17 protein-coding genes are annotated in these 17,204 nt (G+C 52.2%); 9 read left to right on the top strand and 8 right to left on the bottom strand.

What is annotated here, in order from left to right; all coding sequences use genetic code 11:
* Positions 1–16: 16 nt before the first annotated feature.
* Positions 17–1,702, bottom strand: coding sequence for an SPI-1 type III secretion system effector inositol phosphate phosphatase SopB (gene sopB, locus ACLJPQ_RS01455; protein ID WP_080184687.1), 1,686 nt, complete (start codon positions 1,700–1,702; stop codon positions 17–19).
* A 331-nt stretch (positions 1,703–2,033) separates the two neighbouring features.
* Between sopB and ACLJPQ_RS01450 the strand changes: the two genes are divergently transcribed.
* Positions 2,034–2,204, top strand: coding sequence for a YlcI/YnfO family protein (locus ACLJPQ_RS01450; RefSeq protein WP_001111006.1), 171 nt, complete (start codon positions 2,034–2,036; stop codon positions 2,202–2,204).
* On the opposite strand, the gene ACLJPQ_RS01445 is transcribed toward ACLJPQ_RS01450, so the two are convergent.
* The 4 genes from ACLJPQ_RS01445 to hprR all read right to left on the bottom strand — a co-directional run bounded on the left by ACLJPQ_RS01445 (position 2,205) and on the right by hprR (position 6,103).
* Positions 2,205–2,315 carry a hypothetical protein gene (locus ACLJPQ_RS01445; protein ID WP_079821324.1) on the bottom strand — a complete coding sequence of 37 codons (111 nt, stop codon included), beginning with the start codon at positions 2,313–2,315 and terminating at the stop codon, positions 2,205–2,207.
* A 108-nt stretch (positions 2,316–2,423) separates the two neighbouring features.
* Positions 2,424–3,893, bottom strand: coding sequence for a C69 family dipeptidase (locus ACLJPQ_RS01440; RefSeq protein ID WP_080184686.1), 1,470 nt, complete (start codon positions 3,891–3,893; stop codon positions 2,424–2,426).
* Positions 3,894–4,065: 172 nt separating this feature from the next.
* The gene (locus ACLJPQ_RS01435; RefSeq protein ID WP_080184685.1) at positions 4,066–5,430 is read right to left on the bottom strand and encodes a heavy metal sensor histidine kinase; all 1,365 of its coding nucleotides are present in this window, start codon (positions 5,428–5,430) and stop codon (positions 4,066–4,068) included.
* Positions 5,423–6,103: a response regulator transcription factor HprR gene (gene hprR, locus ACLJPQ_RS01430; protein ID WP_000698207.1), complete on the bottom strand. Its 681-nt coding sequence runs from the start codon at positions 6,101–6,103 to the stop codon at positions 5,423–5,425. The genes ACLJPQ_RS01435 and hprR overlap by 8 nt, the downstream gene beginning before the upstream one ends.
* Before the next feature lie 135 nt (positions 6,104–6,238).
* Between hprR and hiuH the strand changes: the two genes are divergently transcribed.
* Complete coding sequence (gene hiuH, locus ACLJPQ_RS01425) at positions 6,239–6,649, top strand: hydroxyisourate hydrolase (protein WP_000833188.1); 411 nt, start codon at positions 6,239–6,241, stop codon at positions 6,647–6,649.
* 332 nt (positions 6,650–6,981) lie between these two features.
* Here hiuH and ACLJPQ_RS01420 read toward each other — a convergent pair whose 3' ends face one another.
* The 3 genes from ACLJPQ_RS01420 to hpaR form a co-directional block, all read right to left on the bottom strand.
* On the bottom strand, positions 6,982–7,494 hold the full coding sequence (locus ACLJPQ_RS01420; RefSeq protein ID WP_001195556.1) for a 4-hydroxyphenylacetate 3-monooxygenase reductase subunit: 513 nt from the start codon (positions 7,492–7,494) through the stop codon (positions 6,982–6,984).
* A gap of 17 nt (positions 7,495–7,511) precedes the next feature.
* Complete coding sequence (hpaB, locus tag ACLJPQ_RS01415; protein WP_000801496.1) at positions 7,512–9,074, bottom strand: 4-hydroxyphenylacetate 3-monooxygenase, oxygenase component; 1,563 nt, start codon at positions 9,072–9,074, stop codon at positions 7,512–7,514.
* Between the two features lie 217 nt (positions 9,075–9,291).
* Positions 9,292–9,732 carry a homoprotocatechuate degradation operon regulator HpaR gene (gene hpaR / locus ACLJPQ_RS01410; RefSeq protein WP_000543922.1) on the bottom strand — a complete coding sequence of 147 codons (441 nt, stop codon included), beginning with the start codon at positions 9,730–9,732 and terminating at the stop codon, positions 9,292–9,294.
* 274 nt (positions 9,733–10,006) lie between these two features.
* Here hpaR and hpaG point away from each other — a divergent pair, with 274 nt between their 5' ends.
* The 7 genes from hpaG to hpaX all read left to right on the top strand — a co-directional run bounded on the left by hpaG (position 10,007) and on the right by hpaX (position 17,199).
* The gene (gene hpaG / locus ACLJPQ_RS01405) at positions 10,007–11,296 is read left to right on the top strand and encodes a 4-hydroxyphenylacetate degradation bifunctional isomerase/decarboxylase (protein ID WP_000679210.1); all 1,290 of its coding nucleotides are present in this window, start codon (positions 10,007–10,009) and stop codon (positions 11,294–11,296) included.
* A complete protein-coding gene (hpaE, locus tag ACLJPQ_RS01400) occupies positions 11,293–12,759 on the top strand; it encodes a 5-carboxymethyl-2-hydroxymuconate semialdehyde dehydrogenase (RefSeq protein WP_000723524.1) in 1,467 nt (488 codons plus the stop codon). The genes hpaG and hpaE overlap by 4 nt, the downstream gene beginning before the upstream one ends.
* Before the next feature lies 1 nt (position 12,760).
* Entirely contained in the window at positions 12,761–13,612 is an 852-nt protein-coding gene (gene hpaD, locus ACLJPQ_RS01395; protein ID WP_000517001.1) for a 3,4-dihydroxyphenylacetate 2,3-dioxygenase, read from the top strand.
* A gap of 9 nt (positions 13,613–13,621) precedes the next feature.
* On the top strand, positions 13,622–14,002 hold the full coding sequence (locus tag ACLJPQ_RS01390; RefSeq protein WP_001119849.1) for a 5-carboxymethyl-2-hydroxymuconate Delta-isomerase: 381 nt from the start codon (positions 13,622–13,624) through the stop codon (positions 14,000–14,002).
* Between the two features lie 142 nt (positions 14,003–14,144).
* On the top strand, positions 14,145–14,948 hold the full coding sequence (gene hpaH / locus ACLJPQ_RS01385; protein ID WP_000884795.1) for a 2-oxo-hept-4-ene-1,7-dioate hydratase: 804 nt from the start codon (positions 14,145–14,147) through the stop codon (positions 14,946–14,948).
* A gap of 10 nt (positions 14,949–14,958) precedes the next feature.
* Positions 14,959–15,750, top strand: coding sequence for a 4-hydroxy-2-oxoheptanedioate aldolase (hpaI, locus tag ACLJPQ_RS01380; protein WP_000785062.1), 792 nt, complete (start codon positions 14,959–14,961; stop codon positions 15,748–15,750).
* 72 nt (positions 15,751–15,822) lie between these two features.
* Complete coding sequence (gene hpaX, locus ACLJPQ_RS01375) at positions 15,823–17,199, top strand: 4-hydroxyphenylacetate permease (RefSeq protein ID WP_001285806.1); 1,377 nt, start codon at positions 15,823–15,825, stop codon at positions 17,197–17,199.
* Positions 17,200–17,204 lie beyond the last annotated feature (5 nt).

Here is a 17,204-nt window from a genome sequence, read left to right as displayed (position 1 = left end):
ATAGTTACCTCAAGACTCAAGATGTGATTAATGAAGAAATGCCTCTTACTGACTGCCAAATATTTTCATCCCCAATTCGTTTTTGATAGGAAAGATTGAGCACCTCTGGCGATAAATTTTTCAGTACTTTGTTTCCCGCCCCGCCCGTATTTTGTTTCTGAATCTCCAGGTTGCCACTATTCAGTAATACTTTTTGGAAAATTTTCTGTCCACCGCTATCCGGAAGACTGCCAGGCGCATTTAACATATGGGTCTGATGGAAAGAAATGATCTCTCGCTTGATTTCTGAATCCATCATCCCTGTACGATCTTTGCCGCTTTTACAATTCCAGGCGGGCACCGCGTCAATTTCATGGGCTAACATGGCAAGGCGTTGTGCGAGTTTATAGGGTTCGCCGCCATCTTTATGATGTTGGTTATTTTTCCAGATATCCTTAATCTGGCGTGCTAATGTATTGACGACCTCATAATTATCCGGGTATTGCGCCAGCCATTCGCCAACCCAGCCACCTGGTCTGGCTTCAGGGCGTAAATCATTGCCTAATAACTGATGTAGCGCTTCGGCATTATATCTATCCGATGCCTTAAGGCCAAAGCCGAGCTTGAGCGCCAGCTCATTAACCCCCATATTAAATGCGGCGACGTCCGGTTTTATTTTTACCGTCTGTAGATCGCCATCTTTATTGCGGATTTTTAAATGAATCATTTTTCCCGGCTGGGTCAACGATTGCCATGCGCGCATTTGATCCTCGACCATCGTTCCCTCTTTGCCGAAAATATTCGACGCGGTGAGTAACCCGACGGATACCAGTTTAAGGCTTACCGCTTCGCCCTCTAAGGCTCTGTTAAGCAACTCAGGTTTACTATAAAGTGCCGCAGTTAATACTTCTTTGGCTTTGTTTTCAGCGCCGACCTGACGCAGAAGCGGATCTTTTTCATGATAGGGGGAAAGCACGCCATGACGTATCCCACAAAAAAGCGTTTTATCTTTACCGTCCTCATGCACACTCACCGTGGACATCCACAAATTATTGGCGTGATGAATATTTTTGGTATCCCAACTGCATACGCCCTTTCCCTGATAAGCACTGGGAAAGATATCTTTTGCGCCGATTTTCATCTCTGCGGCAGGGAGCTGCGTGTTGGTATAGTGATGCCCGTTATGCGTGAGTGTATGTTTTATGGTTTGCCAGGGCTGGTTATTAAGCTGCTTGACCTGAGCGTCTCTAAACGCTACTGCCGCAAAGCGATGAGCTTCTTTTGCAGGTAAGCCATCCTGCTGCTGAGTGCGTGCTGCAATAAGTTCGATAAGATTTTTCTTCAATGCTTTTGCCGCGGCTTCTTCTTGTTTTGTTGCTGGCCGGTCCGCTTTAACTTTGGCTAACTCCATTTGGTTTGCCATTGACGCCAGGACTGGGTCTTGTTTACCCAGAACGGTTGCCGCGACGGTAAGAAGATCGCGCTGTAAGTTATAGAGGTTATGCAGCGAGTGGTTAGATGCCTTCTGATGCTGTAGATAATTCCCCCATGTCGCGCCGGGTTCTCGCAGGACAATAATTTCCGGGCGAACGTCGGACGCTTTAGCCGGTGCTTTGCCCTGGCCTGATAGAATCTGCATTCCGTTGTATAAGGTTTTTTGTAGGCTTTTAAAAGCCTCCTGGGTTTTTAGTGAAGCTGAGTGATAGAAGCTCTGTATTTGCATAGCGTTTTTAATATTCCTGAATAGGGGAGTGGGAACATTCAACAGGGTTAACAACCCTTTAAAAGGATGTGACTTTTATGCACCAGGAACTTTAAAAAAATGTCCTTTTTAATGAGGAAACGCTTCTGATCAGGCGGGGAGGCATCCTGACGTCCATACGTAGTGGCGATCATGGGGGAGATCGGTACATCAAATGTTCATAAAATCTACAAACTTCACAATTTAGGGCACAACTTTTATTGAAAACCCACCTTCTTGACTCAGATCAAATTCACCGATTTACTCCTGCGTAAAGTAACGGCGTTACATCAAATGTTATACAGGTGTGTGTATGCCAGCAAAGCCCCGGACAAGTAAGACCGTGACGAAGAATATTCGTTTTTCCTATTCCATGCTTGAACAGATAGAATTCGCGTTGAAATCTGAGAAGACGCGGAATTTTTCAGCATGGGTAAAAGAGGCCTGTCGGGAAAAGTTATGTAACACGGGACATAAGCTGTAGTTATCGTCTTATGTGAGAGGAGGCGGCCATTTTGAAAAGAACAACGTGCTTATATACCTCCTGGGTTTTTGCCGCTTTTGTCTCTCTGCTGATATTTGCCTGGAGTGTTATAAACTATCCTCTCTATGAATCCATAATAATTATTGTCTTTTATATCTGGCTAATTCTGGTGCCGCTTTATCTTATTGTGTATGAGTGGCTAATAGATTGTCATTAAATTTATGGTTGCGTACTTGAAAAGTGATATTTCATATCTGTGCGGTAAGTCATTGTCGTAATAATATTATTGGTCAGGCGACGGGCGAGCGTCTGCGCATTTTGCATCGTTTTATCTTCAAAATTTTGCAGTAAGCGTTGCGCTTCTTTCGGATGCGACGCATATAATCTCAGATAGCTCTGCTCCATCTTATACTGCTGCTTAGCTGTTTGCTGTTCAAATGTTTTCCAGGCGTGTTGCACATCTGGCGCAAACGTATTGTAGTCCTGCATAACCAGCGTTTGCAGCGTGCGGAATGTCCAGTAGGTAGAGTCGTTGCTCGCCCGATCGGTTCCTTTATCATCTCCGGGTTGATAATGACGCATTCCCTGATAATAGGGGAGATAGACGCTAAGAGATGGCATTCCATAGGCGATGTATTCTACGTTACCGATAGCCTGCGGTAATTTCGGTCTGACCTGTAAAATATGTGACTCCTGGGTACGAAAAACGGATATGGGTCGCCATGGTTCTTGTGGGTTATGACTGGCATAAGGGTCGTGTGACGTTCCCTGATAGTGATTGCGTAACGCGTTTTTTACTGCCGCCACGCTAATTTTCGTTATTGGCGTTAAAAAAACAGGAAATGTTTCCCCTTCGCTAACGACCGTATCCAGATGCGGATTAAACTGATGTTGTAGCGTCCAGACGCGCGGATAATTATAGGTGATATCGTTTTTGTTATCCTGCGAATAGGCTTGATGAAAGTCGAATTCGCCGCGGGCCGGATCATATAATCCCTGCTTTTTCGCAAAGCTTACTAACGTTGGTGACGCCATATAATTCGCGTTATCATTCGGATCGTAATGCCGTAAACGTCCCTGATTGGCGGAAACGAAATAGCTATCTGCCGGAAGTCGTACTGCCAGCCACTGATGGCCGCTTCCCGTCTCCAGATACCATATCTCTTTGCTATCAATAAACGCGACGCCGAAACCTTCGCCCGCGCCTTTTTGTTCAATAATGTCGCCCAGTAATTTGGCGCCCTGACGCGCCGATTGCGCCACTGGCAGGATCACGGACTCAATGGCGTCTTCCGTGATTCCCGTTTTTGTCACGTAAGGATCGGCAGCCAGCGCCGCTCTGCCGTTGTAAATGGTTTCCGTTGCGCTCATTCCGACGCCCGCCGAATTGAAACCAGCTTCACCCATGGCGTTATCGTTAGTATCAAAGTCATGAATCGCCGTATAGCGCATCGCTGTCTCCGGAAGCGGCCAGCTAAAATTGTTCCGATGTGCTTTATACTCGCCTTGTTGATGAAACGCGACGGGATGAATAACCTTATGCTTGGCGTTATTTGCCGAGCCATCCTCGTTGCGCGCAATAATGAAGGAGCCGTCAGCCGAAGCCTGATTGCCTACCAAAAGGGTAGTACAGGCGATGACTTTACCCATACCCAGCAGCGTAACGGCGAATGCAAGATACTTTTTCATAAAGGTTCCCACTGAATAACGCGTTATGGGATGAATTGACCCTGGATTGGAAACCGAGAAAGTGATCGAGCCAGCAATATTCTTTGCCGGCATCCTTTATTTTCTCTTTATTGAGGTTGTATTGATAACCACAGCCCTGTGGCAGGGAAGGGGAACAGAACCTGTACTGACCTTAGCTATCAGCGCTATCAGGCAGACGAACCGAAAAGATATTATGTTCATCGGCATAGCGGTAAGATGCCGAACCACCGTGTAATAGAGCAATCGCATTAACCAACGATAGCCCCAGACCGAAACCGGCAGTGTGGCGGGCATTATCTCCTCGCCAAAAACGCCGGAAAAGCTTATCCGCATCGGCGGGGTGGCTGCCCGGATTAGCGACCCGAATTTCTGCAACGTTATCATCATAAGCGCTTTCAATACGTATCACGGCGTTTTCATCAGAATAACGGATGGCATTCGTCAGCAGGTTTGAGAGCACTCTTTGTAATAATATTTCGTCAGCCCATACCGTTCCCTGACATTGATTTATAAAACAGATGCGCTTCTCCTCGGCAAGGGGGCTAAGATAATCCAGCATATTTTCGACCAGCGCATTGAGCGAAACAGGCTGTTTTTTTACCGCTATATTCTGGTGCTCCGCGCGTGCCAGAAAGAGAATATTTTCTGTCAGTCGCGACAGTCCCTCCAGCTCTTCAATATTATCGACAAGGGCTTGTTGATACTCTTCGGCGCTGCGTTCCTGACTCAGCATCACCTGATTCTTCCCCAGTAAAATATTAACCGGCGTGCGCAGCTCATGCGCCAGATCGTCGGCAAATTGGTTCAGGCGTTCAAAATCGTCGGAAAGCTTCTGGCGCATAGTATTTAGCGCTTGTCCAAGCGGCCTGAGCTCGACGGGTAACGCCTGTTCCGCCAACGGCTGGCGAAGTGTGCCGCTATCTGTCGCCGCGGTGAGTCGGCTGAGCGACGTAATGGCCCGCAGCCCGTTTCTGATGACTAATGGACTGAGCGCCGAACAGACGAGGATCGCGATAAGGCTAATCAGCAAACTGTTGCGGCGATATTGCGCCAGCATTTGCCGCCTTTCCGTCGCCAGCCTGGCAATAGTAAGGGTCAGCGGGTCATCGCCGCTTCTGGCGTTTACTCGTACCGCGGTAAGTTCTGTGCCTTGTACCGCCTGGCGAAATAAGGTTTCGCGGGTGATGTTTTTAGCCAGCGGAATCTCGTTAAAGCGTTGGTCGGGGATGCCGCTATGATTAATCGCAACATTGTGGCCTGTTGCTGAATGGATCAATAAGATGTCCTGCTTCGTATCCACCATCCGATTGAAATAGAGCGGCAGATTTTCCGGCCTGGCGCCATCCAGTAACAGTTGCTGCATTTGCGCCGCCCGATTTATTAGCGTCATATCATCCCGATACGTTAATTCTTTGCTCAGCGCGTTATAGAGCGTCCAGCTAATGCCGGTACAGGCGAGGATAAGGATGGCGATAAAAGAAATTGTCAGGCGCAGCGTCATTGATAACTTAACCATTCTGCGACGTTTCCGCCTGTAATCGATAACCCATCCCCCGGACGGTCATAATGAGCTTCTTTTCAAATGGATCGTCTACTTTGGCGCGCAGCCGACGAATCGCGACATCAACGGTGTTGGTTTCACTATCAAAGTTAATTCCCCAAACTTCGCTGGCGATCGCGGTTCGGGGCACGATTTCCCCTGCCCGGGACGCCAGTAACCAGAGGAGCAGGAATTCTTTGCGGGTCAGGGAAATCGGTTTGCCATTTCGTGACACCGATTGCTTTGTGGCATCCATGTCCAGACCATTGATCGTCAGTCGGGTAAAGACCGGGACGTGCTGTCTGAGTTGAGCTCTCACCCGGGCCAGCAGTTCGGCGAAGGAAAAAGGCTTAACAAGGTAATCATTAGCGCCCGCCTCAAGACCTTTGACGCGATCCTCAACCGAGTCGCGCGCCGTCAGGCAAATAACAGGGGACTGATGCGCAGTGCGTAACGCGCGTAAAACCTGCCATCCATCAAGCCCCGGCAGCATAATATCAAGAATAATCAATGAATAATGTTCCTGAAGGGCCAGGTGTAATCCGTCTCGTCCATCACAGGCATAATCAACCACATAGCCTGCTTCCGTGAGTCCCTGACGTACCCACTCAATGGTTTTCTGGTTATCTTCAATCAATAAAATCTTCATCAACGCAGTATGCCATAGGCTTGTTAGCGAATCCGTAAATCTCCAACAAGATGACATAATTGTCATGTCCGTGTAAGGTTAATCCTGGACGCGCCAGATATATTTTCCTGCATCAATACCGTAAAGGAGTGAAGCATGAAACGATATATACTGGCTACCGTGATAGCATCTCTTGTTGCAGCCCCGGCAATGGCGCTGGCCGCTGGCAACAATATTCTCAGCGTACATATTCTCGATCAGCAAACAGGCAAACCGGCGCCCGGCGTGGAGGTGGTACTGGAGCAGAAAAAGGATAACGGATGGACGCAATTAAACACCGGGCATACCGACCAGGATGGACGTATTAAAGCACTGTGGCCCGAAAAAGCTGCCGCGCCGGGGGATTATCGCGTTATTTTTAAAACCGGCCAGTATTTTGAAAGTAAAAAACTGGATACGTTTTTCCCGGAGATTCCCGTCGAGTTTCATATCAGCAAAACGAATGAGCACTATCATGTGCCGCTGTTATTAAGTCAGTATGGTTATTCAACCTATCGCGGGAGCTAATTTAGAGCCTATCCCATTAGGGTTATTTTACTTGCCATTTTGGTCCTGGGCAGTGCTCGCCAAAACGCGTTAGCGTTTTGAACGCCGCTTGCGGCGGCCCGAAGGGCGAGCGTAGCGAGTCAAACCTCACGTACTACGTGTACGCTCCGGTTTTTGCGCGCTGTCCGTGTCCAAACTGGCTGCGCCAATAACGCCTGGTGGGATAGGCTCTTAGATTGTATTAATCGCCGCGATTTATGGCGAGCAAACATCGCGGCGGGAATAAAAATCTTCAGCGTATCGACTCTTCTCCCACAAGCGGTGGTTATCCCGCTTGTGGGCATGAGTGACGGTTAAACAGGCGCTTCCATCTCAAGTCTGACCGGATGAAAACGGCGTTTGAAATAAATCAGGCCATGCCCATCCTGGCTAAGAATAATATTTTTGATCGCCACCAGATACACCAGATGCGTGCCAATGGTTTGTACCTCGCTGATCTCGCCTTCAAGACCGGCCAGCGCGCCGTTAAGTACCGGCTGGCCCAGCGGCCCGTTTTGCCAACATGGCTGGTGAAAACGCTCTTCCATCGCCATCCCCGTCATACCGGCAAAGTGGCGCGCCATCAGCTCCTGCTCATGGTTAAGTACATTAATGCACAGCCTGCCGTTGCCCTGAAAGACGGGGTTCATGGCGCTATTGGCATTAATACATACCATCACGGAGGGCGGCGTATCGGTGACGGAACAGACCGCTGTTGCGGTGATACCGCAGCGTCCGGCGTGACCCGCCGTGGTTACGATGTTGACCGCTGCCGCCAGACTTGCCATCGCATCGCGAAAACGCAGACGTTGTTCATCTACTTGCATGAGAACCTCCTGCCGCGTTATTTCAGCAGCTTATCCAGTTGATTGATGTCGTCGTTATTGTGCAAATGCGAAACCGTCCAGCCATTCTGATCGTATTCGGAGAGGCAGCGATCGACCATTGCCATCATCTTATCCATATTGCCGGAGCTCTGGGCCTGACGCAGGCACTGCAGACGAATTTCATCCTGGCTGCCCGAGTAGTTAATCTCGTACAGCTCATGGCGACCGCCAAACTCGCTGCCGATGGCATCCCACATCAATTTAAGAATTTTGATACGTTCAACATGGTCCATTCCGTTAGAGCCGCGTACGTATTTCGCCAGGTACTGGTCGATTTGCGGATTATTCAGATCGCGGGCGCTGGAAGGCAGGTAAATCAGGCCGCTGGTAACGTTACGTTCAATAATATTTTTAATTTTCGCGTAGGCCATTGGGGCCATCACACGATAGGTTTGCAGCGCGGCGTGGTCCGGTAGCCAGGCGCCGTTTACCCACGGGGTTGCTTCAGAACACATAGAATCGCTCAATGCCCAGAACATATTGCGCCAGGCTACGACTTCGCCGAGATCGGCCTGCACGCCCCGGAACTCTACGGTACCCGTACATTCGAGCGATTTTTTCAGCAGCGCGGTAATGAAATCAAGTTTAACCGCCAGACGAACACAGGCTTGCAGTGGATACATACGGGCAAAACCGCCTTCCATCGTCCAGCGACGGCAACGATCAAAATCACGGTAAATTAATACGTTTTCCCACGGGATCAGCACCTTGTCCATCACCAGAATGGCATCGTTTTCATCAAAGCGGCTGGAGAGTGGATAATCAAACGGCGAGCCCGTCGCGCCCGCGACCATTTCATACGAGGCGCGCGAAATAAGTTTTACGCCTTCGGCATCCATTGGCGCGACAAACATCAGAGCGAAATCCGGGTTTTCGCCCATCACCTGGGCTGAGCCGAAACCAATCATGTTGTAGTGAGTCAGGGCGGAGTTAGTGGCGACGACTTTCGCCCCGCTGACAATAATCCCGGCGTCCGTCTCTTTCTCCAGCTTGATATAGACGTCTTTCACTTCGTCGGCAGGTTTGTGGCGGTCAATGGGCGGGTTGACGATTGCATGGTTAAAGTACAGGCCGGTCTCCTGAATACGGGTGTACCAGTTGCGGGCGTTCTGCTCAAACTGGCCGTAGAAGGCTGGGTTAGCGCCCAGAGCGCAACCAAAGGCGGCTTTGTAATCCGGTGTGCGTCCCATCCAGCCGTAACTCAGGCGTGACCACTCGGCGATAGCATCACGCTGTTGGCGCAGATCGTCTGCGCTTTTCGCCACGCGGAAAAATTTATGCGTATAACCGCCGCTGCCGGTATCGGTATTCCAGCACAGGGTATCTTGCATCGACGGTTTATGTAATGCGTCATACAGTTGTGCGACAGAGGCTGCGGCATTGCGGAATGCCGGATGTGTCGTAACATCTTTAACGCGTTCGCCGTAAATATAAATTTCCCGCCCGTCCTGCAGGCTTTTTAAATACTCTTCGCCCGTTAACGGACGCTTGTTATCAGTACGAAAATCTTCAGGTTTCATTGCGGCCTCTTCCTCGTTAATCGGAATGTTTTGTTAATAATATGTTTCTTATTTGTTGTTTAATTGAATAGGCAGAAGCGTAAACTGTGAAGAGACTTTCAGGACAACGGCGGGTACTTTTCAGATGAACGTCGAAGAAGAAGAGTAAAATGCGATCGCCGTCAACGTTGTAAGCGGGAGGGGATTCCCGTGTCGGCGGCGTGGGAAGGTAAGAATACTATGCTTCCGCTTCGCTATCAGGATGCTGGCGTCCCAGAGCAATAAGATCGTCCAGCAGCAGCATCAATTGCTGTGTTTTTTCGGGCGTGAAATCGGCCTCAATTTTTCGATAAGCCTCTTCTACCTGGCTCCGGGCACGGGCGTACAGCGTTTGTCCCTGCTCCGTCAACATGACATATAACTTACGCTGATCGTTAACCGGCTTGAGTCGCAACACCAGTCCGTCTCGCTCCATGCGCGTCAATATTCCGGTCAGACTTGGACGCAAAATACAGGTACGAAAGGCCAGCTCGTGAAAATCCATAGAGGGGCTATCGGCCAGGATTCGCACAATGCGCCATTGCTGGTCGGTCAGATTGTGGCTTTTAACGATGGGGCGGAAATAGGTCATTGCCGCTTCGCGCGCCTGAAGCAAGGCGATGGTTAATGAATCATGCATAAGCGTTTCTCTTTTGCAGAATTATTAATACCTGAATAATCGTGTTTACCGATGTGAGCTATGACATCTGTTTTATGTCCAAAGTTTAACAGAAACAAAGGGTTTTATTTAACTCTTTGATATGTATGCATTTAATTATTATTTTGTGAAAATATTGTTAATCACATCACAAATACTTTACTTCAGCTTGCTAAATGTACAGCGAAAGCATAAATCTAATCATTAATATATTAATGAAATCACAGCCCGTTAAATCGGCCTGAGGAGTTTATGTATGAAGGGTACTGTTTTCGCCGTTGCGTTAAACCATCGCAGCCAGCTTGATGCCTGGCAAGAGGCTTTCTCTCAGCCTCCCTATAATGCGCCGCCTAAAACCGCAGTGTGGTTCATCAAGCCGCGTAATACGGTGATTCGTCACGGCGAACCCATTCCTTATCCGCAGGGAGAAAAGGTACTGAGCGGCGCGACAGTGGCGCTCATTGTGGGGAAAACCGCCAGCCGGATACGCCCTGAAGCGGCGGCGGACTATATCGCTGGATATGCGCTGGCTAATGAGGTCAGCCTGCCGGAAGAGAGCTTTTATCGCCCGGCGATTAAAGCGAAATGTCGTGATGGCTTTTGCCCGCTGGGTGAAATGGCGCCGCTGAGTGATGTGGATAACCTCACCATTATCACGGAAATCAACGGACGAGAAGCGGACCACTGGAATACTGCCGATTTACAGCGTAGCGCCGCACAACTGCTTAGCGCGTTAAGTGAGTTCGCTACGCTTAACCCTGGCGATGCGATCTTACTCGGTACGCCGCAGAATCGCGTTGCGCTGCGTCCCGGCGATCGGGTGCGTATTCTGGCGAAAGGTTTACCCGCGCTGGAAAATCCGGTTGTCGCAGAAGATGAATTCGCCCGCCACCAGACGTTTACGTGGCCGCTGTCAGCGACGGGAACGTTATTTGCGCTGGGGTTGAACTACGCCGATCACGCCAGCGAGCTGGCATTTACGCCGCCGAAAGAGCCGCTGGTATTTATCAAAGCGCCAAACACCTTTACCGAACATCACCAAACGTCGGTACGCCCGAACAACGTCGAATATATGCACTACGAAGCCGAGCTGGTCGTGGTGATTGGCAAAACGGCGCGTAAGGTGAGCGAAGCCGAAGCTATGGAGTATGTGGCCGGTTACACCGTCTGCAACGACTACGCGATCCGCGACTATCTGGAAAACTACTACCGTCCGAATCTGCGGGTAAAAAGCCGCGACGGCCTGACGCCGATAGGCCCGTGGATTGTGGATAAAGAGGCGGTTTCTGATCCGCATAACCTGACGTTACGCACCTTTGTTAACGGTGAGCTGCGGCAGGAAGGGACGACCGCCGATCTGATCTTCAGCATCCCGTTCCTGATTTCTTATCTGAGCGAATTTATGACGTTGCAACCGGGCGACATGATTGCCACCGGTACGCCGAAAGGGCTGTCCGATGTGGTGCCGGGGGATGAAGTTGTCGTGGAAGTAGAAGGCGTGGGTCGCCTGGTTAACCGAATCGTCAGTGAGGAGAGTGCAAAATGAAGAAAATAAATCATTGGATTAACGGCAAAAACGTTGCAGGTAACGACTACTTCCAGACCACTAACCCGGCGACCGGTGACGTGCTGGCGGAAGTAGCCTCCGGCGGTGAAGCAGAAGTGAACCAGGCTGTCGCGGCGGCCAAAGAGGCGTTCCCGAAATGGGCCAACCTGCCGATGAAAGAGCGTGCGCGCCTGATGCGCCGCCTTGGCGACCTGATTGACCAGCATGTGCCGGAAATCGCGGCGATGGAAACCGCCGACACCGGCCTGCCTATTCACCAGACTAAAAACGTGCTGATCCCGCGCGCCTCGCATAACTTCGAATTCTTCGCCGAAGTGTGCCAGCAGATGAACGGCAAGACCTACCCGGTTGACGATAAAATGCTCAATTATACGCTGGTGCAGCCCGTCGGCGTCTGCGCGCTGGTGTCGCCGTGGAACGTGCCGTTTATGACCGCGACCTGGAAAGTTGCGCCGTGCCTGGCGCTGGGTAACACCGCGGTGCTCAAAATGTCCGAGCTGTCGCCGCTGACTGCCGACAGGCTGGGCGAGCTGGCGCTGGAGGCAGGAATTCCGGCAGGCGTGCTGAACGTGGTGCAGGGCTACGGCGCGACGGCGGGCGATGCGCTGGTACGCCACCATGACGTGCGTGCGGTGTCGTTTACCGGCGGTACCGCCACCGGTCGCAATATCATGAAAAATGCCGGCCTGAAAAAATACTCGATGGAGCTGGGCGGTAAATCGCCGGTGCTGATTTTTGAAGATGCCGACATTGAGCGCGCGCTGGACGCCGCGCTGTTCACCATCTTCTCGATCAACGGCGAACGCTGCACCGCCGGGTCGCGCATCTTTATCCAGCAGAGCATTTACCCTGAGTTCGTGAAGCGCTTTGCCGAACGCGCGAATCGCCTGCGTGTCGGCGATCCGACCGACCCGAACACCCAGGTCGGCGCGCTGATTAGCCAACAGCACTGGGAAAAAGTCTCCGGTTATATCCGCCTCGGCATTGAAGAGGGCGCAACGCTGCTGGCGGGCGGTGCGGAAAAACCCACTGACCTGCCTGCGCATCTGAAAGGCGGTAACTTCCTGCGCCCAACCGTGCTGGCCGATGTCGACAACCGTATGCGCGTTGCGCAGGAAGAGATCTTTGGGCCAGTCGCCTGTCTGCTGCCATTCAAAGACGAAGCGGAAGGGTTACGCCTGGCGAACGACGTGGAATACGGTCTGGCCTCTTATATCTGGACCCAGGACGTGAGCAAAGTGTTGCGCCTGGCGCGTGGGATTGAAGCCGGCATGGTCTTCGTCAACACCCAGAACGTCCGCGACTTGCGCCAGCCGTTCGGCGGCGTGAAAGCCTCCGGTACCGGGCGCGAAGGCGGCGAATATAGCTTCGAAGTGTTTGCGGAAATGAAAAACGTCTGCATCTCAATGGGCGACCATCCTATCCCAAAATGGGGAGTTTGATATGGGCAAGTTAGCGTTAGCAGCAAAAATTACCCACGTGCCGTCGATGTATCTTTCTGAACTGCCGGGAAAAAATTACGGTTGTCGTCAGGCAGCCATTGATGGGCATATTGAAATAGGCAAGCGTTGCCGCGAAATGGGCGTTGACACCATTATCGTATTCGACACCCACTGGCTGGTGAATAGCGCTTACCACATTAATTGTGCCGACCATTTCCAGGGCGTCTATACCAGCAACGAATTGCCGCACTTTATTCGCGACATGACCTATGACTATGACGGTAATCCGGAGCTCGGCCACCTGATCGCCGACGAGGCAGTCAAACTGGGCGTGCGCGCTAAAGCGCATAACATCCCGAGCCTGAAGCTGGAGTATGGCACGCTGGTGCCGATGCGCTACATGAACAGCGACAAGCACTTCAAAGTGGTCTCCATCTCGGCGTTCTGTACTGTGCATGACTTTGCCGACAGCCGCAGACTGGGCGAAGCCATTCTCAAGGCGATTGAGAAATATGACGGTACCGTAGCGGTATTCGCCAGTGGTTCTCTGTCGCACCGTTTTATTGACGACCAACGGGCGGAAGAGGGGATGAACAGCTACACCCGCGAGTTCGATCATCAGATGGACGAGCGAGTGGTCAAACTGTGGCGCGAAGGCAAATTCAAGGAGTTTTGCACCATGTTGCCGGAGTACGCCGACTACTGCTACGGCGAAGGCAACATGCACGACACGGTCATGCTGCTGGGAATGCTGGGTTGGGACAAATACGACGGCAAGGTGGAGTTCATCACCGACCTGTTCGCCAGCTCCGGTACCGGCCAGGTAAACGCTGTTTTCCCGCTGCCTGCGTAAGGGGTGTTTATGCCGCACTTTATTGCTGAATGTACTGAAAATATTCGCGAGCAGGCTGATTTACCCGGCTTGTTCAGCAAGGTAAACGAGGCGCTTGCCGCCAGCGGGATTTTCCCCATTGGCGGTATCCGCAGTCGCGCCCACTGGCTGGATACCTGGCAGATGGCTGACGGTAAGCATGATTACGCGTTTGTGCATATGACGCTGAAAATCGGCGCCGGGCGCAGCCTGGAGAGCCGTCAGGAAGTCGGCGAAATGCTGTTTGGGCTGATTAAAGCCCACTTCGCCGACCTGATGGAGAACCGCTATCTGGCGCTGTCGTTTGAGATTGCCGAGTTACATCCAACGCTCAATTACAAACAAAACAACGTACACGCGTTATTTAAATAGCACACTCTTTCGCCCGGTGGCGCTGCGCTGACCGGGCCTACAAAAAAACGATGCACGAAGCAATACCGAACCGTAGGCCGGGTAAGACGCACCCGCGTCGCCACCCGGCACAGCAGCACCGAATGACGTAACAGGAAACACTATGCTCGATAAACAGACCCATACCCTGATCGCCCAGCGACTTAATCAGGCTGAAAAACAGCGTGAACAGATTCGCGCAGTGTCGCTGGATTATCCCAACATCACTATTGAAGATGCCTATGCCGTACAGCGTGAATGGGTCAATATCAAAATTGCCGAAGGGCGCACGCTCAAAGGCCACAAAATCGGCCTGACCTCAAAAGCGATGCAGGCCAGCTCGCAAATCAGCGAACCGGATTACGGCGCGCTGCTTGACGATATGTTCTTCCATGACGGCGGCGATATCCCCACCGACCGTTTTATCGTCCCGCGTATTGAAGTGGAGCTGGCGTTTGTGCTGGCGAAACCGCTGCGCGGCCCTCACTGCACGTTGTTCGACGTCTACAACGCCACGGATTATGTGATTCCGGCGCTGGAACTGATTGACGCCCGCAGCCACAACATCGACCCGGAAACCCAGCGCCCGCGCAAAGTGTTCGACACCATTTCCGACAACGCCGCCAACGCCGGGGTGATCCTCGGTGGTCGTCCCATCAAACCGGACGAGCTGGATCTGCGCTGGATCTCCGCGCTGCTCTATCGCAACGGCGTGATCGAAGAAACCGGCGTCGCCGCAGGCGTGCTGAATCATCCGGCCAACGGCGTGGCGTGGCTGGCAAACAAGCTTGCCCCCTACGATGTCCAGCTTGAAGCCGGGCAGATCATCCTCGGCGGCTCGTTCACCCGCCCGGTGCCGGCGCGCAAGGGCGACACTTTCCATGTCGACTACGGCAACATGGGCGCGATCAGTTGCCGGTTTGTGTAAGGAAGAAACGATGAAAAATGCTTTCAAAGACGCGTTAAAAGCGGGGCGCCCGCAAATCGGTTTGTGGCTGGGGCTTGCCAACAGTTACAGCGCTGAACTGTTAGCGGGCGCCGGCTTCGACTGGCTACTGATCGACGGTGAACACGCGCCAAACAACGTGCAGACGGTGTTGACCCAGTTGCAGGCGATTGCGCCTTATCCCAGCCAGCCGGTGGTGCGTCCGTCATGGAACGATCCGGTACAGATTAAGCAACTGCTCGACGTCGGCGCGCAAACGCTGCTGATACCGATGGTGCAGAATGCCGATGAAGCGCGAAACGCCGTGGCGGCTACGCGTTATCCGCCTGCCGGTATTCGCGGCGTGGGCAGCGCGCTGGCGCGGGCATCGCGCTGGAACCGCATTCCGGACTATCTCCACCAGGCCAACGACGCCATGTGCGTACTGGTGCAGATTGAAACGCGTGAGGCGATGAGCAATCTGGCGTCAATTCTCGACGTGGATGGCATTGACGGCGTGTTTATCGGCCCGGCGGACCTCAGCGCCGATATGGGCTTTGCCGGCAATCCGCAGCACCCGGAAGTGCAGGCGGCGATTGAGAACGCCATAGTGCAGATACGCGCGGCGGGGAAAGCGCCGGGGATTCTGATGGCCAATGAAGCACTGGCGAAACGTTATCTGGAATTGGGGGCGCTATTTGTCGCCGTCGGCGTTGACACCACGCTGCTGGCGCGCGGCGCGGAGGCGCTGGCGGCGCGCTTTGGCGCAGAAAAAAACCTGTCCGGTGCGTCCGGCGTCTATTAAGCCTGGCCCGGTAAGCGCAGCGCTACCGGGCAACCGTAGTACCCTACAAAAATTCCCATTAGAGGAAAAAAAATGAGCGACACATCATCTGCACTTCCGGAAAGCCCCGAGTCTGTCAGTTCGCGCAACGCGCTCAGCACGGGTCAACAAACCGTCATAAATAAACTGTTCCGCCGACTGATCGTATTTTTATTCGTGTTGTTTATCTTCTCGTTTTTAGACCGTATCAACATCGGTTTTGCCGGGTTGACGATGGGGCAGGATCTGGGGTTAAGCGCCACCATGTTTGGTCTTGCCACGACGCTGTTTTACGCCACCTACGTCATTTTCGGCATTCCCAGCAACGTGATGTTGAGCATCGTCGGCGCCCGCCGCTGGATTGCGACCATTATGGTGCTATGGGGCATTGCATCTACCGCCACGATGTTCGCGGTGGGACCGAAAAGCCTGTATGTGCTGCGAATGCTGGTGGGCATTACCGAAGCGGGCTTTTTGCCAGGAATATTGCTCTATTTAACCTACTGGTTCCCGGCATTTTTCCGCGCCCGCGCCAACGCATTATTTATGATTGCCATGCCGGCCACTACCGCGTTGGGGTCGATTGTCTCCGGCTATATTTTATCGCTGGACGGCATATTCAATCTGCATGGATGGCAGTGGTTATTCCTGCTGGAAGGATTTCCGTCAGTTTTGTTAGGCATTATGGTCTGGTTTTACCTGGATGATACCCCGGCAAAAGCCAAATGGCTGACGGCAGAGGATAAAAAATGTTTGCAGGAGATGATGGATAATGACCGCCTGACGCTGGTTCAGCCGGAGGGGGCCATCAGCCATAACGCCATGCAGCAGCGTAGTCTGTGGCGCGAAGTATTCACGCCAATTGTACTGATGTATACGCTGGCCTATTTTTGCCTTACCAATACGCTTAGCGCCATTAGTATCTGGACGCCGCAAATCCTGAAAAGTTTTAATGAAGGCAGTAGCAATATCACCATCGGCCTGCTGGCGGCGATCCCGCAGATTTGTACTATTCTGGGCATGATTTACTGGAGCCGCCATTCGGACAAACATCAGGAGCGTAAACATCACACGGCGTTGCCATTCCTGTTTGCCGCCGCGGGCTGGCTGCTGGCGTCGGCGACCGACCATAACCTGATCCAGCTCCTGGGGATCGTGATGGCATCCACGGGTTCCTTTAGCGCGATGGCGATCTTCTGGACCACGCCGGATCAGTCGATCAGTTTACGCGCCAGGGCGATAGGCATTGCGGTCATCAATGCCACCGGCAATATTGGCTCCGCGCTTAGCCCGTTTATGATTGGCTGGCTAAAAGATATCACCGGTAGCTTCAATAGCGGCCTCTGGTTTGTCGCTTCTCTGTTAGTCGTCGGCGCCGCCATTATCTGGCTTATTCCCATGAAAGCATCGCGTCCGCGCGCCACCCCTTGAGGAGA

It is taken from the genome of Salmonella sp. SAL04213, assembly GCF_046550535.1.
GTDB lineage: Bacteria > Pseudomonadota > Gammaproteobacteria > Enterobacterales > Enterobacteriaceae > Salmonella > Salmonella enterica.
The sequence above is the reverse complement of the archived record's forward strand: the minus strand, read 5'-3'. Positions and strand labels throughout refer to the sequence as shown.

What these genes read in the sequence shown, in the direction of transcription:
- hpaB (WP_000801496.1), bottom strand. Translation starts at nt 9,074, where the DNA reads ATGAAACCTGAAGATTTTCGTACTGATAACAAGCGTCCGTTAACGGGC.
- hiuH (WP_000833188.1), top strand. Translation starts at nt 6,239, where the DNA reads ATGAAACGATATATACTGGCTACCGTGATAGCATCTCTTGTTGCAGCC.
- ACLJPQ_RS01420 (WP_001195556.1), bottom strand. Translation starts at nt 7,494, where the DNA reads ATGCAAGTAGATGAACAACGTCTGCGTTTTCGCGATGCGATGGCAAGT.
- hpaD (WP_000517001.1), top strand. Translation starts at nt 12,761, where the DNA reads ATGGGCAAGTTAGCGTTAGCAGCAAAAATTACCCACGTGCCGTCGATG.
- sopB (WP_080184687.1), bottom strand. Translation starts at nt 1,702, where the DNA reads ATGCAAATACAGAGCTTCTATCACTCAGCTTCACTAAAAACCCAGGAG.
- ACLJPQ_RS01440 (WP_080184686.1), bottom strand. Translation starts at nt 3,893, where the DNA reads ATGAAAAAGTATCTTGCATTCGCCGTTACGCTGCTGGGTATGGGTAAA.
- ACLJPQ_RS01450 (WP_001111006.1), top strand. Translation starts at nt 2,034, where the DNA reads ATGCCAGCAAAGCCCCGGACAAGTAAGACCGTGACGAAGAATATTCGT.
- hpaX (WP_001285806.1), top strand. Translation starts at nt 15,823, where the DNA reads ATGAGCGACACATCATCTGCACTTCCGGAAAGCCCCGAGTCTGTCAGT.
- hpaE (WP_000723524.1), top strand. Translation starts at nt 11,293, where the DNA reads ATGAAGAAAATAAATCATTGGATTAACGGCAAAAACGTTGCAGGTAAC.
- ACLJPQ_RS01435 (WP_080184685.1), bottom strand. Translation starts at nt 5,430, where the DNA reads ATGGTTAAGTTATCAATGACGCTGCGCCTGACAATTTCTTTTATCGCC.
- hpaG (WP_000679210.1), top strand. Translation starts at nt 10,007, where the DNA reads ATGAAGGGTACTGTTTTCGCCGTTGCGTTAAACCATCGCAGCCAGCTT.
- hprR (WP_000698207.1), bottom strand. Translation starts at nt 6,103, where the DNA reads ATGAAGATTTTATTGATTGAAGATAACCAGAAAACCATTGAGTGGGTA.
- hpaR (WP_000543922.1), bottom strand. Translation starts at nt 9,732, where the DNA reads ATGCATGATTCATTAACCATCGCCTTGCTTCAGGCGCGCGAAGCGGCA.
- hpaI (WP_000785062.1), top strand. Translation starts at nt 14,959, where the DNA reads ATGAAAAATGCTTTCAAAGACGCGTTAAAAGCGGGGCGCCCGCAAATC.
- ACLJPQ_RS01390 (WP_001119849.1), top strand. Translation starts at nt 13,622, where the DNA reads ATGCCGCACTTTATTGCTGAATGTACTGAAAATATTCGCGAGCAGGCT.
- hpaH (WP_000884795.1), top strand. Translation starts at nt 14,145, where the DNA reads ATGCTCGATAAACAGACCCATACCCTGATCGCCCAGCGACTTAATCAG.